This is a genomic window from Aquimarina sp. MMG015, assembly GCF_018100855.1.
Classification (GTDB): Bacteria; Bacteroidota; Bacteroidia; order Flavobacteriales; family Flavobacteriaceae; genus Aquimarina; species Aquimarina latercula.
Map to the genome: position 1 here is coordinate 48281 of NZ_JAGJEB010000006.1, position 16242 is coordinate 64522.

General features: G+C 32.5%; 11 protein-coding genes. 8 read left to right on the forward strand and 3 right to left on the reverse strand.

Features of this window, described 5'->3' with window-relative positions:
- Positions 1 to 74: 74 nt before the first annotated feature.
- Complete coding sequence (locus tag J8L88_RS12595; protein WP_211060900.1) at positions 75 to 962, forward strand: MBL fold metallo-hydrolase; 888 nt, start codon at positions 75 to 77, stop codon at positions 960 to 962.
- Here J8L88_RS12595 and purU read toward each other — a convergent pair.
- Together purU and J8L88_RS12605 are read right to left on the reverse strand one after the other, a co-directional pair.
- Positions 957 to 1811 carry a formyltetrahydrofolate deformylase gene (purU, locus tag J8L88_RS12600; protein ID WP_027395430.1) on the reverse strand — a complete coding sequence of 285 codons (855 nt, stop codon included), beginning with the start codon at positions 1809 to 1811 and terminating at the stop codon, positions 957 to 959. The two genes, J8L88_RS12595 and purU, sit on opposite strands and share 6 nt — an antisense overlap.
- A gap of 202 nt (positions 1812 to 2013) precedes the next feature.
- Positions 2014 to 4626, reverse strand: a complete 2613-nt coding sequence (locus tag J8L88_RS12605; RefSeq protein WP_211060901.1) for a zinc-dependent metalloprotease — start codon at positions 4624 to 4626, stop codon at positions 2014 to 2016.
- 273 nt (positions 4627 to 4899) lie between these two features.
- Here J8L88_RS12605 and J8L88_RS12610 point away from each other — a divergent pair, with 273 nt between their 5' ends.
- The 4 genes from J8L88_RS12610 to J8L88_RS12625 all read left to right on the forward strand — a co-directional run bounded on the left by J8L88_RS12610 (position 4900) and on the right by J8L88_RS12625 (position 12422).
- Positions 4900 to 8334 carry a methylmalonyl-CoA mutase family protein gene (locus J8L88_RS12610; RefSeq protein ID WP_211060902.1) on the forward strand — a complete coding sequence of 1145 codons (3435 nt, stop codon included), beginning with the start codon at positions 4900 to 4902 and terminating at the stop codon, positions 8332 to 8334.
- 111 nt (positions 8335 to 8445) lie between these two features.
- On the forward strand, positions 8446 to 9777 hold the full coding sequence (locus J8L88_RS12615) for an amidohydrolase family protein (protein ID WP_211060903.1): 1332 nt from the start codon (positions 8446 to 8448) through the stop codon (positions 9775 to 9777).
- 75 nt (positions 9778 to 9852) lie between these two features.
- Complete coding sequence (locus J8L88_RS12620) at positions 9853 to 11052, forward strand: hypothetical protein (RefSeq protein WP_211060904.1); 1200 nt, start codon at positions 9853 to 9855, stop codon at positions 11050 to 11052.
- Positions 11053 to 11246: 194 nt separating this feature from the next.
- Complete coding sequence (locus J8L88_RS12625; RefSeq protein ID WP_027395435.1) at positions 11247 to 12422, forward strand: alpha/beta hydrolase; 1176 nt, start codon at positions 11247 to 11249, stop codon at positions 12420 to 12422.
- Positions 12423 to 12427: 5 nt separating this feature from the next.
- On the opposite strand, the gene J8L88_RS12630 is transcribed toward J8L88_RS12625, so the two are convergent.
- A complete protein-coding gene (locus J8L88_RS12630) occupies positions 12428 to 12769 on the reverse strand; it encodes a hypothetical protein (RefSeq protein ID WP_233557568.1) in 342 nt (113 codons plus the stop codon).
- Positions 12770 to 12922: 153 nt separating this feature from the next.
- Here J8L88_RS12630 and J8L88_RS12635 point away from each other — a divergent pair, with 153 nt between their 5' ends.
- The 3 genes from J8L88_RS12635 (at position 12923) to J8L88_RS12645 (ending at position 16238) form a co-directional block, all read left to right on the forward strand.
- A complete protein-coding gene (locus J8L88_RS12635; RefSeq protein ID WP_247666477.1) occupies positions 12923 to 13366 on the forward strand; it encodes an Lrp/AsnC family transcriptional regulator in 444 nt (147 codons plus the stop codon).
- A gap of 24 nt (positions 13367 to 13390) precedes the next feature.
- Positions 13391 to 14536: a hypothetical protein gene (locus J8L88_RS12640; RefSeq protein WP_118386883.1), complete on the forward strand. Its 1146-nt coding sequence runs from the start codon at positions 13391 to 13393 to the stop codon at positions 14534 to 14536.
- Between the two features lie 103 nt (positions 14537 to 14639).
- Positions 14640 to 16238, forward strand: coding sequence for a sodium:alanine symporter family protein (locus tag J8L88_RS12645; RefSeq protein ID WP_211060905.1), 1599 nt, complete (start codon positions 14640 to 14642; stop codon positions 16236 to 16238).
- The last annotated feature ends 4 nt before the right edge of the window (positions 16239 to 16242 follow it).

Below are 16242 nucleotides of genomic sequence, written 5' to 3' on the forward strand. Positions count from 1 at the left end.
TTTATATGAATTCAAAGTTAATTTTTTTCATACTATCTATTTCAATTCTTTCCTGCAAAAATAGTGAAGATTCGATGAAAGGGAGATCTTTTGGGCCTAATGATCCAAAACAATACATAACTATTTTGGGAATTGCCCAAGATGGAGGGTATCCACATATTAATAATACAGACGAATTCGTAGGTGTTGCCCAAGGTGATATTAGCAAAGAACTTGTTGTTTGTTTAGGAATTGTAGATCAAAAAGAGAGAAAAAAGTTTTTGATAGAAGCTACACCAGATTTACCTGAACAACTGGCTATGCTAGACGCAATATATCTAAATAAAACTCCCATTATTGATGGTGTATTTCTAACCCACGCTCACATTGGTCATTATACTGGGCTTATGTATTTTGGTAGAGAGGCAATGGGATCAAAAGATATTCAGGTTTTTACAATGCCTAAAATGAAATTATTTTTGGAAAGCAATGGCCCCTGGTCGCAATTAGTGGACTTACAAAACATTGTACTACGTCCATTGGAACATGAAGTATCGGTAGACTTGACAGAAAATATTAAAATAACACCATTCCTTGTGCCGCACCGAGATGAATTTTCTGAAACAGTTGGGTATAGAATTGATGGAAAATCTAAGTCTGGATTATTTATTCCTGATATTAATAAATGGACTTTATGGGAAAAGAAAATTGTAGATGAAGTGAAAAAAGTGGATTATGCTTTCATAGATGCTACTTTTTTTAAAGAAGGAGAAATACCTAGACCTATGGCAGAGGTTCCGCATCCTTTTATTCAAGAGAGTATCGAATTATTTAAAAATGAATCTAAAGAAGTTAAATCAAAGATTATTTTTATTCACTTTAATCATTCTAATCCTTTAATGGATCCTAGTAACAAAGAAAGAATTCAGTTAGAAAAAGAAGGATACAGGTTTGCAAACACTAATGATATATTTGAGTTATGAAAAAATAACGGTTTTGTTATTGTATACCAATACTTTTCTTTCTATATGATGTTTTATGGCTCTGGATAAAACTATTTTTTCAAGATCTCGTCCTTTTAAGATAAAGTCCTGTACATTATGAATATGTGATACTCTAACCACTTCTTGCTCAATTATTGGTCCTTCATCGAGATCAGAAGTCACATAATGACTGGTAGCTCCGATTATTTTCACACCGCGTTCATAGGCAGAATGGTAAGGTTTAGCACCAGGAAAAGCGGGTAAAAAAGAATGATGAATATTGATTATTTTATTGGGAAATTGATCCACAAAATTTTCAGATAAGATCTGCATATATCTTGCTAAAACAATGAAATCAATTTTAAGTTCTTTTAATAAAGCTATTTGTTCTGCTTCGGCTTGTTGTTTGTTCGATTTGTTAACAGGAATATGCTTAAAAGGGATTTTAAAATTATCTGCAATCGGTTTTAGATCTAAATGATTACTTATGATGATTGGAATTTTTACCTGAAGCTCTCCAGAAGCGTGTCTTCCCAGAATATCATATAAACAATGGTCATACTTAGAAACAAAAAGTGCCATTTTAGGTTTTTTCTCAGCATTATACATTTCCCAGTGCATATTGTAATTATAGGCTACTTCTTTATTAAAAGACTCTTTAAATAAAGCTAGTTTCTCTTCATCTTGATCAAATTCACATTCTAATCTCATAAAGAATTCTCCTAATTCTCTATCAACATGTTGTTCAATATAGACTGTGTTTCCTTTTTTTGATAAGATAAAATTAGTTACTGTAGCTATGATCCCTTTTTTATCCGGACAGTTAATGAGTAAGGTTGTTTTTTTCATGTAATGATTAGATTGAAAATTCTAATTTTTGGAATATAAACTTACTATTTAAGTTGTAATAATTGCTTACGAACGTGACCTATTCGAATCGTTTTTGATGAATTAAAAAAATATGCCTGTTTTTTCTAAATTATCTATAATAAAAAAAGGTTGATTTTTATAAAAATCAACCTTCTCTTAATACAGTGATATGTAATATCTGTTATTTAATATCCTCTACTACATTATTAATTAAAGTTCTTATATGGTCTTTATGTGCTTTAGATAGTTTGTCTCCAGTACCGTTAGAAACCATCGACCTGATTCGTTTTAGATTATATAATGCCATTGATTTCGATGCATAAGTGTATTTAGGACCTCTAGCATTATTTATCGAAATAACTTGGATGAGCCTTTTGGTATATTCTAATTGTAAATTTTGTCTAAAAGTATTTACAGAACTTGCAGCATCTGCCTGAAAAATAGCATTATTTAGATCTGTCATAAACTCTGATAATTTATATTCATTACCATATAATTCAGAATCGGTAATTCTTTGTAAAGTATTAGGGTGTAAAATATGATCTAGTACTCTTTTTTGAAACCCAAGTGTAAGATCATGAATTTTAGGATCTTCTGGACCTCCAAAGAAGTTGTATCCTCTTCGTTGCATAGCAATATAATTATAAAGATCGTTTGGAGTCTTATAAGCATCTGAGGCAAACACATACTTTTTTAAAGCATTCATTGCTCTTTTTTGATCTTCGTAACTAACAGGTGTAAAAGGTTTGGCATTTGCATCTTGCCCTACCATACTTCTATCAACATATACACCACCAATGAATCTTGAAATAACATTTCCTGCTTGAGCATATTGACCGCTCAGGAGGTAATAAGCTTGTCTCAGTTCTTGATAAGACTCTCCTTTTTTACTAAACTTCAGTTTGATTTCGCCCATCATATTATTCACTAATTCCATTCTGTTGATAGAATATTTTATTTGATCATTAGACATATCACCAATCATTACTCTTGGATCTATTGCCTTTCCTGGAGAGCGCATATCATCTGCATCATTCCCGAAAATTAGTTCAGGTTTCGTAGATTGACTAGCGATTTTTTCCAGCTCTTTATCCGAGCTTACTGGAGTATATCCATATTGTATAGCCCATTTATCATAAGGTCCAACTGTCGTAGAAAAATATTGTCCTTGATTTGATTTATCATTTGTGACATTAATTGCAGTATAATCCATAACAGATCCTGTAAGACATTTGTCTTTAATAAATTCCGGATTATTTAATTCTTCTGGAGAGAACAACTGACTTGCTTTCATGTTATGATTTAATCCTAAAGTATGACCAACTTCGTGCATTACTAATTCCTTCATAGCTTCCATTTTCATACCTTCCATTTCATTGTCATTTGCTCCATAAGCAATAAGAGCAGCTTGACCAAATAAAGAGTTTTCCTGCATTATATGACCATATGAGCAATATGTATGTTTATCCTTCATCATAGTTGGATAATTATTCTCCTCATCTTGATCGCTTATAGCTAGGTTAAACAATCGATCATATTTTACACGATTTGTATGATATACATACTCTAACATAATATCTGCACCTAAAATTTCACCTGTTCTTGGATTCACAAAACTTGGTCCATATCCACCAAAAGGAGGTATTGGAGAAGATGTCCATCTCAGTACATTATATCTAATATCTCCAGCATCCCATGTTGCATCATCAGGTTGTAATTTTACAACCATTGCATTTTTAAAACCTGCCTTTTCAAAAGCTTTGTTCCATTCTAAAACAGCTTCTTTAATGGTTTCTCTAAATTCTACTGGTGTGGAGTTTTCCATCCACCAAACAATTGGCTGTACTGGTTCGGAAATTGCTAAACTTGGATCTTTTTTAACTAAATTCCAACGATGTACCAAATCCCTATAAGGTGTTGGGCTTGCAGAAGTCATATCAGTCACCTGTGTAAAGAAATAACCAATTCTGGGATCATCAAATCTTGGCTTATAATCATTTTCTGGCATTGCAATAAGACTGTGCTCTACCTTAATTGTCACATTTCTACCATCCGTAACAGCTCTAGAGCCTCCATTAAGTATGTTTGATTTAGAATATACATAATGACTGTTTACGTTCAGATTTTCTGGATAATTTTTGATCATCTTAATTTTAGTTTTCTCTTTACTAAGAGAACCTAGCTTAAAAGCAAAAGGTGATTGCCCAGGGAAATTCGGCATTTTTATTTGTTCAAAAGTCTCTTTAAGAAATAGATCGTCTGATTTTATTAGATACAATCCTTTTTCTTCGTCCAAAGCTTCGATTTTTAAACTTGCCATAATTCCTTCGCTAATATTGGCATTAGCGGATTTTGATAAAGCACTATTTTCATCAAAATAATAAGAAGCATTTTGAGTTATAAACTCAATTTTATTATAATGTTTTTCGATTTTAAAAACTTTATTATCCATGTATGAACCTCTAAAAGCACCCGCTTCTAGTACGCCATCAGAAATTTGACTGAAATAAATAAACTCTTTTCCAATTTGATCTTTTTTAATCACCATTTTGGTAGTTCCATCAATAGTGTCTCTATAGATCGTAAACAATCCTTCTATTTTTTCACTTTTCTTGGTGAGCTCTTCAATCGATTTTTCTTTGGAATCTTTCTTAGCAGTATCTACTTGCTCCGTTTTCCCTTTTTTTGATTTTTTCTTTTTCTTACGTTGTGCTTCCATGTTTTGGATCCCTAATCCCAAAACAAATGCAAATGATAAGAGTAATAATTTGTTTTTTGATGATGTAATTTTCATTTTAAAATGTATTTGTTTTCAATAATTTTGGAAGATATAATTTTCCAGATATAGTTAGAAAATCTTTAACAATAGTGTTAACACTTTCTTAAGTACTATATTGACCAATGGAATGTCCTTTTGTTACAGGAATTGAAAAATAATAAACGTAAATTTGAACTATAAATAATAAAACGATAGTTAGAGTTATTGAAATTATATAATTCTAAAAAAATATCGGTTTTTGATGCGTATTTCGTAAATTAGCACCTATTAAAACACTTTTTATTGTCAATGGAACAAATTGCACCCTATAAACCCAAGAATAAAGTTAGAATTGTAACTGCAGCATCGTTATTTGATGGTCATGACGCAGCGATAAATATTATGCGTCGTATTATTCAGTCAACCGGAGTCGAAGTCATACATTTAGGACATGATAGAAGTGTTGAGGAAGTAGTGAATTGTGCAATTCAGGAAGATGCCAATGCTATTGCAATGACCTCTTATCAAGGAGGACATAATGAATACTTTAAGTATATGTATGATTTACTTAAAGAAAAAGGAGCTTCACATATTAAAATATTTGGAGGAGGAGGTGGAGTAATCTTACCCGAGGAGATTAGTGAGTTAATGGAGTATGGAATTACTAGGATTTATTCTCCTGATGATGGAAGAGAATTAGGATTGCAAGGAATGATTAATGATCTAGTGCAACAATCTGATTATCCTATTGGAGATAATTTAAATGGAGAAGGAGCGCATTTAGCAGATAAAGAAATTGGTGCGATTGCTCGTGTGATTTCTTCGGCAGAAAACTTTCCAGAAGTAGCAAAGGACACATTAGATCAAATACACGAAAAAAATAAAACATCAAAAACACCTGTTCTGGGTATTACTGGAACTGGTGGAGCTGGTAAATCCTCTCTTGTAGATGAATTGGTTCGACGTTTCTTAATTGATTTTCCGAATAAAACAATTGGATTAATTTCTGTAGATCCATCTAAGCGTAAAACTGGTGGAGCTTTGTTAGGAGATCGTATTCGGATGAATGCTATAAATTCGCCTAGAGTGTATATGCGTTCATTAGCTACAAGACAATCTAATTTAGCATTATCCAAATATGTGGCAGAGGCTATCGAAGTTTTAAAAGCTGCAGAATTTGATCTTATCATCTTAGAAACTTCAGGTATAGGACAATCAGATACAGAAATTCTAGAGCATAGTGATACTTCATTATACGTTATGACTCCAGAGTTTGGAGCCGCTACTCAGTTGGAAAAAATAGATATGCTGGATTTTGCGGATTTAGTTGCTATTAATAAATTTGATAAAAGAGGTTCGCTTGATGCTTTAAGAGATGTAAAAAAACAGTATATGCGTAATCATCAACTATGGGATACTCCACAAGATGATTTGCCAGTATACGGAACTATAGCTTCGCAGTTTAATGATCCGGGAATGAATACGCTTTATAAAGCCATTATGGATAAGGTGGTGGAGAAAACAGGCGCAGATTTAAAATCAGATTTTCATATTTCTAAGGAAATGTCTGAAAAGATATTTGTAATTCCTCCAAGTAGAACGAGATATTTATCTGAGATCTCTGAAAATAATAGGGCATATGATAAAACGGCTAGTACCCAGGTAGATGTAGCTCAGAAATTATATGGAATCTATAAAACGATATGCAGTGTAGCTAATCTAGATTTTTTAGGTTTATCTAAAAATGGTGTTGAGGAAGAACAACTTAGAAAAGTAAAGAATGATGAAAATGAAGATTTCTTAAAACTTTTATTAGCAGAATTTGACCGAGTGAAATTAAATCTAGATCCTCATAATTGGGAAACGATAATCGGTTGGGCGGCAAAAGTACAGAAGTATAAAGATCCAATTTACTCTTTTAAGGTTAGGGATAAAGAGATTAAAATAGAAACTCATACCGAGTCTTTATCACATAGTCAAATTCCTAAAGTAGCTTTGCCTAAGTACCAAGCTTGGGGAGATATCTTAAAATGGTGTCTACAAGAGAATGTTCCTGGAGAGTTTCCTTTTGCCTCCGGGTTGTATCCTTTTAAACGTACAGGAGAAGATCCTACACGTATGTTTGCAGGAGAAGGTGGTCCAGAAAGAACGAATAGACGTTTTCATTATGTTAGTTTAGGGATGCCGGCAAAACGTTTATCTACTGCTTTTGATTCTGTAACATTATATGGAAATGATCCAGATCATAGACCTGATATTTATGGTAAAATTGGGAATGCTGGAGTTTCTATTTGTTGTCTTGATGATGCTAAAAAACTATACTCTGGTTTTGATCTTACTCATGCAATGACATCTGTTAGTATGACTATTAATGGTCCTGCACCAATGTTATTGGGCTTTTTTATGAATGCCGCGATCGATCAAAACTGCGAGAAGTATATCAAAGAAAATAATCTTGAAGCTGAGGTTGAGGCTAAAATAAAGAAGATTTATAAAGAAAAAGGAGTTGAGCGTCCTGCATATCAAGGAGATCTTCCAGAAGGAAATGATGGATTAGGATTAATGTTGCTTGGTGTAACAGGAGATCAAGTACTGCCGATAGATATATATGCAGAGATCAAGGCTACCACACTTAATACAGTGCGTGGAACTGTGCAAGCCGATATTCTTAAAGAAGATCAGGCTCAGAATACTTGTATATTCTCTACAGAATTCGCTCTACGATTAATGGGAGATGTGCAAGAATATTTTATAGAAAAGCAAGTTCGTAATTTTTATTCAGTTTCGATTTCTGGATATCATATTGCAGAAGCAGGAGCCAATCCAATTACACAATTGGCATTGACACTGGCTAATGGATTTACATATGTAGAATATTATTTAAGTAGAGGAATGGATATTAATAAGTTTGGACCAAACTTATCTTTTTTCTTCTCTAATGGTATCGATCCAGAATACGCTGTAATTGGTAGAGTAGCTCGTAAAATTTGGGCAAAAGCCTTAAAAAACAAATATGGTGCTAATGCTAGAGCGCAGATGCTTAAGTATCATATTCAAACATCTGGGCGTTCATTACATGCTCAGGAAATAGACTTTAATGATATTCGTACCACGTTGCAAGCATTGTATGCGATCTATGACAATTGTAATTCATTACATACTAATGCTTATGATGAAGCTATTACTACACCAACCGAAGAATCTGTAAGGCGTGCTATGGCAATACAGTTGATTATTAATAAAGAACTAGGACTTGCTAAAAATGAAAACCCAATTCAGGGATCTTTTATTATCGAAGAATTAACCGATTTGGTAGAAGAGGCTGTACTTACAGAATTTGATAGAATTACAGAGCGTGGAGGTGTATTAGGAGCTATGGAGACCATGTATCAACGTAGTAAAATACAAGAAGAAAGTTTGTATTATGAAACACTTAAACATACAGGTGAATTTCCTATTATAGGTGTAAATACTTTCTTAAGTTCTAAAGGATCTCCAACGGTAACTCCAGGAGAAGTAATTCGTGCTACAGAAGAAGAGAAGCAATATCAGATTACTATGTTAAATGAATTGCAGAAAGGAAATACAAATGAAACTTCTGAATTATTAAAAGATTTACAGCAAAAAGCGGTTACTAATCAGAACATTTTTGAAGCATTAATGGAAGTGTGTAAGAAATGTTCTTTAGGTCAAATTACTTCTTCATTATTTGAAGTAGGTGGGCAATATCGAAGGAATATGTAATTGAAATATTTTTTTCAATTTTAATACTATCAAAAACTTATAGAATCCCGCTTTGACGCGGGATTTTTCTTTTCTGTTAGTTTTTCTATCTTTAGAGAAACACAACTCATCATGAAAAGAATACTCATAATATTATTCCTTGTTTGCTGTAGCGCTTTTGGACAGCAAAAATCATTAAAAGCTTTAGTCGGTGGAACATTAATCGACGGCTTTGGAGCAACTCCAATAAAAAATAGTGTCATAATTATTGAGAATGACAAAATCAAAGCAGTAGGTACAACCAAAACCTTAAAAGTGCCGGCAAATGCAGAGGTGATTTCAACAGAAGGAATGTCAGTTTTACCAGGGCTTTGGGATATGCACGTGCATACCATGATTAATGGTCATGCAGATTATACGTACTGGGATAAAACATATCCACCACTATTAGAAGATGTAATTATGCCTTCTTCTGCAGAGCAGTTGTTAATGGCTGGAGTAACTAGTGCCAGAGACCTTGGAGGTCCGCTTAAAGAAAGTATTTCTGTAAGAGATCGAATTAATAAAGGAGAAATTCCGGGAGCTACCCTATATGTTTCAGGACCTTTTATCCAAAAGAAACCGTATCCTGGAACCGAAGCATTTCGTTGGGGAATTAATGGGGCAGAAGATGCCAAAAAGAAAATCAAAAAATTAGCAGATGCAGGTGTGGACTGTGTAAAATTAATCGATCAAGATCAAATGACTACTACAGAATTAAAAGCTGTAGTTGATACGGCTCATAAGTACAATTTAAAAGTAGTTGCTCATGGACATAGACCACAAGAAATAAGAGCAGGACTTACCGCTAATGTGGATTGTTTTGAACATACAGGTTTGTCATCTGCTCCTAGATATCCGGATGATGTAATGGATGCGATTAAAGAGCGCACTGCTCAAATGAATCTTGGACCACTATTTTGGTGTCCGACGGTAGAAGGATTATATAATTATGAATATGTAAGGGATAACGGAGAGCATTTAGATAATGATTCTTGGCATAGAGGGCTTCATGATACTATAATTACAGATATAAAAAATAGTTTTGCGCATAAAGATCGTTTGCCTTATTTTCAATTAACACCTTTACGTAAACCAACATTAGAAACGAAGATTAAACAATTAATGGATGCAGGGGTTGTGCTTATGATTGGAACAGATAGTGGTATCCCAATGAAGTTTCATAGTCAATCTACTTGGAATGAATTAGATGTGTGGGTAAATGAGTTTGGGATAGATCCTATGTATGCAATAAAAGCAGCTACGTATTGGCCATCAGTTTGGATGGGAGTTTCTGATAAAGTAGGTACTATTACAGAAGGTAAGTTTGCTGATATTATAGCAGTAAAAGGAGATGTTTTAAGACATGTAAACTTATTGCAAGATGTTGATATGGTGATTAAACACGGTAAAAGATATAAATAAGATTAATAATGAAAATAGTAAACTATAGGTTGCGGCAAGATTTTTGATTATAGATGTAGCATTAAAAAACATCTTATGAACTTTTACAAATACCGTGTAATACTCTTATTTACTCTTCTTGTTCATTCTTTTGGAGCATCTCAGACAAAACAAATTATTATTGTTGATGAGCTTACTAATATGCCAATAGAAGGAGTTCATTTGTTATATGCTAATCTAGAAGAAGGAAGTTATACAAATGCTGATGGTGCTGCAAATATTATCGTTAGAGAAGAGATATTAACGATCTCCCATCTTAATTATCAAGATGTAACTATAACACCAAAAGAAATAACACTGTTAAATACTATTTCTTTAAAACCCGATGATGTTCAGCTAGATGAGGTAATTGTTAACTCTTTTGATTTAAGAAAAGCGTTGCAATATGTATTGGATAATTATTATAACCTATACGTGGATTATCCAACAGAAAAAGAATGTTCTTTTAAGGAAACCCTATTAGTGGATGATAAAATACATCGTCTAATCCTTTCGGATCTTAAAATCTGGACAAAAGATGCAGGTTTTAATAATAGAAAACTAGAGAGAAACATAAAACTTAAATTAGGTACTGTTAGTCAAAGCAAGAACGTTCCTATGGATTTTGATATTAATGATAAAGGCGAATCTAATCCAGAATCTAGTGGACATATTATCACTAAAAGTCTATTACTTAATACATACTTAGATGTAGCTATAGCTGGATTTTTGAAATATTCAGGAATGATAGAAGAAACGGTAGAAGTATCTTCATCTGATGTTATAATAGTTTCCTTTACAACGGACTGGAAGAACGTTAATGAAATAGCTAACCGAACAAAAGGCAGGTTCGTTTTTGATAAAAAAACGCAAGCAGTTATCGAGTTTGTTAAGGAGATTGAATTACGTAATGATATAAAGAAAAAGACTTCTACTTTTTCTAATAGAGAATATGAGTATGAAAGTAAAAGTCAGGTTATCTCGTATAATTTTGCTAAGAAAGTTGATAAAAAATATAGTCTAAGTAAATTTAGTATAGAAGCTAATGTGACTTTATCTTATGATAACAAAAACTATGATACTAAATTTAAAAATGATCTTTTTGTTCTAAAAGAATCCAAAAAAAGGAGGTTTGGAAATACTGGGGTAGTGGATTTAGAACAACCGATTTACAAAATGTTCCCGTCTAACGTGATTAATTCTAATGCTATTGTATTAACAACAGAAGAAAAAGAGTTTTTAGAATCTAAAGATTGATCTGATTGTGTTTTTTTAGCAATAGTTTTCTATAAAGCTGATTAGTAATAAAATATAAAACTTTTTTAGGGAATAAATTTTATTTTTTTATCTTCATCTAACTATATAAACCAGTAAATTATTTGCTTTATTTTCGATCAATTGGGAGGAAATAACCTTCAAAAGGTAAGTAATTGATTCAAAAGATATAAGTAATGTTAAGATATATCATATTATTGAGTATTTGTGTAAATACTTTTGCTCAAACCTATGAAACAGGAAAACTCATAGATTCTATTCTTGTCTCTGATAAAAGTAAAGAGACATTTGCGATGTATCTTCCTAGTGCTTTTGATGCCAATGTAACATCACCAATTGTTTTTATTTTTGATCCAGGAGCAGAAGGTAAAAGAGGAATACAACAGTTTATTAAAGCTTCTGAAATTTATGGATATATATTAGTATGCTCCAATCACACTAAAAATGGACCGTACGATCGTAATTTTGATATTACCAATCGTTTGTTCGAATTTATGTTCGCTAATTTTAAGATTAAGCAAGATCAAATATATTTATCTGGCTTCTCTGGAGGATCTCGCTTAGCTTCGGCCATTGCAGTATTAACAAATCAAGTAGCTGGCGTTGTAGGATGTGGTGCAGGCTTTTCTTTAGAATCTTCTCATGTTCCCAGTACGCAGAGTTTTGCGTATGCCGGTGTTTGTGGTGATAGGGATATGAATTATCAAGAAATGATTCGTGCAAAAGGATATTTACAAAAACTAAATTTTACAAACACATTAATAACCTATGATGGTCATCATAGTTGGACGCCTCCTGATCAAATTTTAAGAGCATTCGATTGGCTCGAAATTCAGGCACATCTTCAAGGTATTCGTAAAAAAGATGATTCAGAAATTTATAAGAATTATCAAAAAGTTTACAACACTGCATTAGAGGCGCAGGAAGAAGGAGATTTACTAATCGCTGTAGAAAATTATGAACGCGCTTTGACTACTTATAATTCGTTTTATAAATTGGATAGTATTGTGGATAAATTAAAAGTAATCCGCAAGAGTAAAGAATATAAGAATTTATTAAAATCTGTGTCTAAGGCATTTGATAAAGAAGTTACTTTGACCAAGAAGTTTACTACACGTCTGTTTGAAGATTATAAAAAACCTGATAAAATTGATCTTTCTTGGTGGGAAAAAGAGTTGGGGAAATTAGAAAAGCTAGACGAAAAAGAAGATCCGCAAACAAAAAAAATGCTAGAAAGGTTGAGATTCCAGATTTTTGCTGTTGCACACTCTATGAATAATCCCAATCTATATCAATCTAATCAGAAACAGAAGGAACTTACTAAGAAAATAAGGAAGTTGATTTATCCATAAATTGATTATAAGGACATCATCCAGTTACGCTGAAGTTTTTTGAACTTTTTTACCTCTTTGCGAAGTAGTCTAACAAAATCTTTACCATTACTTTCAGAATGTTCTAGTCGTTGACAATTTCGATAAAGTTTATTAGTTAAATTCTCTAATAAACAAGCATGTTTTAAACGATCATTTTGGAAAACTTGATTTTCTGCCTTAAGAATTTCAGGAACTAAAGAATCAGAATCTTTTATAATATCACCCGTAAAATAAATAAAAGGATTTTCATTTCCGTTTTTCTCTAACGCAGAAAAATCATGAACTAAATATTTAGAAACACTCTTTGATAGAATGAGTATTTCCATAGCTTTTTTATATAATATTTTATTTTTAGGGCTCGAATTCATGGTTAAGTCAAAATTAAGAGTATTTATAGGGATATTGCTTTTTACTTTAAGGTATAATGTTTAATTTGCTTTAGAAAATAATGTAAATTCTATTTTTTACTTAAAATTATAATGGATATCACAAATTGGAAAATTCTTCAATTATTACAGGAGAATGCGAGACTATCTAATGCGGAAATAGGAAGAAGCGTGGGGTTAAGTTCCCCAGCTGTTGCCGAACGAATTAAAAAAATGGAAGATTATGGTATTATTGAAGGATATACAACCAAAGTCTCTTATGCCAAAACGGGTTATCAACTAAAAGCTATTATAACTTTAAGAGCTTTTATGGGACGTTTAAAACCATTTCTATCAAAAATATCTGAATTTAAAGAAGTACTTAATTGTTATCGAATTACTGGTAATGAAAATATTATTATGGAAGTAGTTCTGGAGGATCAGGTTCATCTTCAGGGTTTTATAGACAGGTTGATAACGTATGGGGAGGCTAAAACTCATATTATTTTATCTAATGTGGTCGAAAACAACCCGATTTTGAATAGAAATAATAAATAAAATATATACTATCTTTAGAATATCATGTACGTTACTTTAGAATATTATGTTACGGCAATAGTTTGTTTAATTACTGCTTTCGTAATACATAGGATTTATTATAAAGAGAAGATAAAGAATCAGTCTTCTATAGCGATTAGTGGTATTAAATGGTTCGGATTTGCAATTTTTTTATGGGGGTTGGGCGCTCTCATAAATGTTATATTGGTCCAATTAATAGATATTGAAACCACTAATAAGATTGTCATTTATCTGGGAGTATTTATTTCTTTAACCAATTCACTTAGTATTTTACTGTCATTACCATCTATAGAACATCAGAAAGAACGTAATATCGTGGTTAGATTGGTACAGCGTTTTTCTGAGAAAGAGTTTGTAACACTTTTTAGTGGTGTTCTAGCAATGATTGCTTTTGTATTTATCGTCACTTCTTATAGTAATACAGAGATTAGTAATAATTTTATTTGGCTTATAGATATTCCAATTTCTTTAATTGTGGCATTTGCCTTATTAAATGAACTAAGCAAAGCTTTTGCAAACCGGGCTATGAAATTTATGGTAGTTCCTTGTTTTTTGTTATTTGTACTTATCGTAATTGCTGTAACACATAGAATTATACCACAAGATAAAGTACTGGGTTACATAGATCAGGAATTTTGGAGTTTACTTGGAGTAATTGCTGGAGTTTCCTTCAAGTTTTTATTTATCCTGCTATTTTCCATTTTATTATATAGTTGGAAATTTCTTTCAGAAAAAGAACTAAAACAAACGGAACTGGAGGTCCTTCTTGAAGAAAAACAGCTGCTACTAAAACAGCAAGAAAAATTAGTAGTAGCTAACGAAAGTCATTTAGATACAATTACTACATTACAAAAACGCTTAAAAGAAAGTGAAGTAAAAATTAATGTATTAGAAGAATCTACAAGAATAGCACTTTCTGATAGACAAAAAGAAGTGTTAGGAAATCTAGGAGCGTGTGGAGCTAGTAAATCATATACCGAGATTGCTGAAGCTATGAATATTAGTTTAGATGGTTTTCAAACCCATATTTACCAGATTAAGAAAGTACTTAAAATTAGTGGAGCTGATGGAAAAGAACAACTTATCGCATTTGCTAAAGCCAATGAATTACTAAAGTACGCTAGTATCCAAAATAAAAATACTGATTAAGTATATGCTTAAGCATACGTAATGTCGATTTTGATCAGTACGTAATCTTTTCTTAAAGCTAGTTTTATTCAATCTTCGTCCGAAATCATAATACTCGGAACAGATGAAGAAAATTACAGCAATGTGTATTTCTTTTTTTGCGTATGTATATACAAATGCGCAGGAAAAACTAGAAAGCACTATTGATCAAAACATTAATGAAGGTTTTAAGAATGCTACAGATTGGTTTGTAGATGGTATTTTTGCAGAAATACCAATTACTTCTCAAGTTGGAATTCCTTGGGTTTTGGTCGTTTTGTTAGTAGGAGCATCTTATTTTACAATCTATTTTAAAGGAATAAATTTTAAGAGTTTTTGGACTTCAATAAATATTGTTAGAGGTAAGTATGATGATCTAGAATCCTCTGCTCCATTGGAGGTGTCAGAATCAGTTTATACAAAAGAAGGCGATCAACCGGATACAATTAGGATAGAAGGTGAAATAGGCGAGGTTAGTCATTTTCAAGCTTTAACTGCAGCTTTATCAGCAACAGTTGGTTTAGGAAATGTGGCAGGTGTAGCGATTGCTTTATCTATTGGAGGAGCAGGAGCGACTTTTTGGATGATTTTAGTAGGTTTTTTGGGAATGGCATCCAAATTTGTTGAATGCACTTTAGGGGTAGCTTACAGAGAAATAGACGAAAATGGTACGGTGTATGGCGGTCCAATGTATTATCTAAGTAAAGGTTTAAAAGAAAAAGGACTTACTAATCTAGGAAAAATTTTAGCCATAATTTTTGCAATTATGTGTGTAGGTGGATCTTTTGGGGGAGGCAATATGTTCCAAGCTAATCAAGCTTTTAAATTATTCGAACATGTAACAGGCGCTGAAAATAGTTTTATCTATGGAAAAGGATGGTTGTTTGGATTAGTAATGGCTATTCTGGTCGGTATTGTTATTATTGGTGGTATAAAAAAGATCGCTAAGGTAACTGATAAAATAGTGCCTTCCATGGTTGTTTTGTATGTAGTAGCTGTAATAACCGTTATAGCTATTAATTATAGAGTAATACCAGATGCTATTTATGCTATTATAAATGGAGCTTTTAGTCCAGAAGGGATAACAGGTGGAATGATAGGAGTGATGATCCAGGGATTTCGAAGAGCTGCTTTTTCTAATGAAGCTGGAATAGGTTCAGCTTCTATCGCGCATTCTGCGGTAAAAACTAAATATGCAGCAAGTGAAGGGTTAGTTGCGTTATTGGAACCTTTTATAGATACTGTGGTAATTTGTACGATGACAGCTATTGTTCTCATAATTACAGGACAAATTGATGTAGGAACAGAAATCTCTGATGAGCAAGGAGTTTTACTTACTGCTAAAGCCTTAGAGAGTGGTATTTCTTGGTTTCCATATGTATTAAGCTTTGCGGTTACCCTTTTTGCTTTTTCATCTATGATTTCTTGGTCTTATTATGGATATCAGGCCTGGTCTTATTTATTTGGTAGAGGAAAGTTCACTGGATATATCTATAAAAGTATATTTTGTATCTGCGTAATTATTGGTTCTGCAGCTAGTCTCACTGCTGTTACTGACTTTTCTGATGCAATGATTTTTTCTATGCTCGTTCCTAATATGATCGGTTTATTTTTGATGGCGCCAAGAGTGTCTAAAGAACTAAAAAAATATAAAAGAGCTATTTCAGAAAATAAATTGATTTAGAGCT

Coding starts and splice junctions, on each gene's coding strand:
- J8L88_RS12595 (WP_211060900.1), top strand. CDS start 75: ATGAAAGGGAGATCTTTTGGGCCTAATGATCCAAAACAATACATAACT.
- purU (WP_027395430.1), bottom strand. CDS start 1,811: ATGAAAAAAACAACCTTACTCATTAACTGTCCGGATAAAAAAGGGATC.
- J8L88_RS12605 (WP_211060901.1), bottom strand. CDS start 4,626: ATGAAAATTACATCATCAAAAAACAAATTATTACTCTTATCATTTGCA.
- J8L88_RS12610 (WP_211060902.1), top strand. CDS start 4,900: ATGGAACAAATTGCACCCTATAAACCCAAGAATAAAGTTAGAATTGTA.
- J8L88_RS12615 (WP_211060903.1), top strand. CDS start 8,446: ATGAAAAGAATACTCATAATATTATTCCTTGTTTGCTGTAGCGCTTTT.
- J8L88_RS12620 (WP_211060904.1), top strand. CDS start 9,853: ATGAACTTTTACAAATACCGTGTAATACTCTTATTTACTCTTCTTGTT.
- J8L88_RS12625 (WP_027395435.1), top strand. CDS start 11,247: ATGTTAAGATATATCATATTATTGAGTATTTGTGTAAATACTTTTGCT.
- J8L88_RS12630 (WP_233557568.1), bottom strand. CDS start 12,769: ATGGAAATACTCATTCTATCAAAGAGTGTTTCTAAATATTTAGTTCAT.
- J8L88_RS12635 (WP_247666477.1), top strand. CDS start 12,923: ATGGATATCACAAATTGGAAAATTCTTCAATTATTACAGGAGAATGCG.
- J8L88_RS12640 (WP_118386883.1), top strand. CDS start 13,391: ATGTACGTTACTTTAGAATATTATGTTACGGCAATAGTTTGTTTAATT.
- J8L88_RS12645 (WP_211060905.1), top strand. CDS start 14,640: ATGAAGAAAATTACAGCAATGTGTATTTCTTTTTTTGCGTATGTATAT.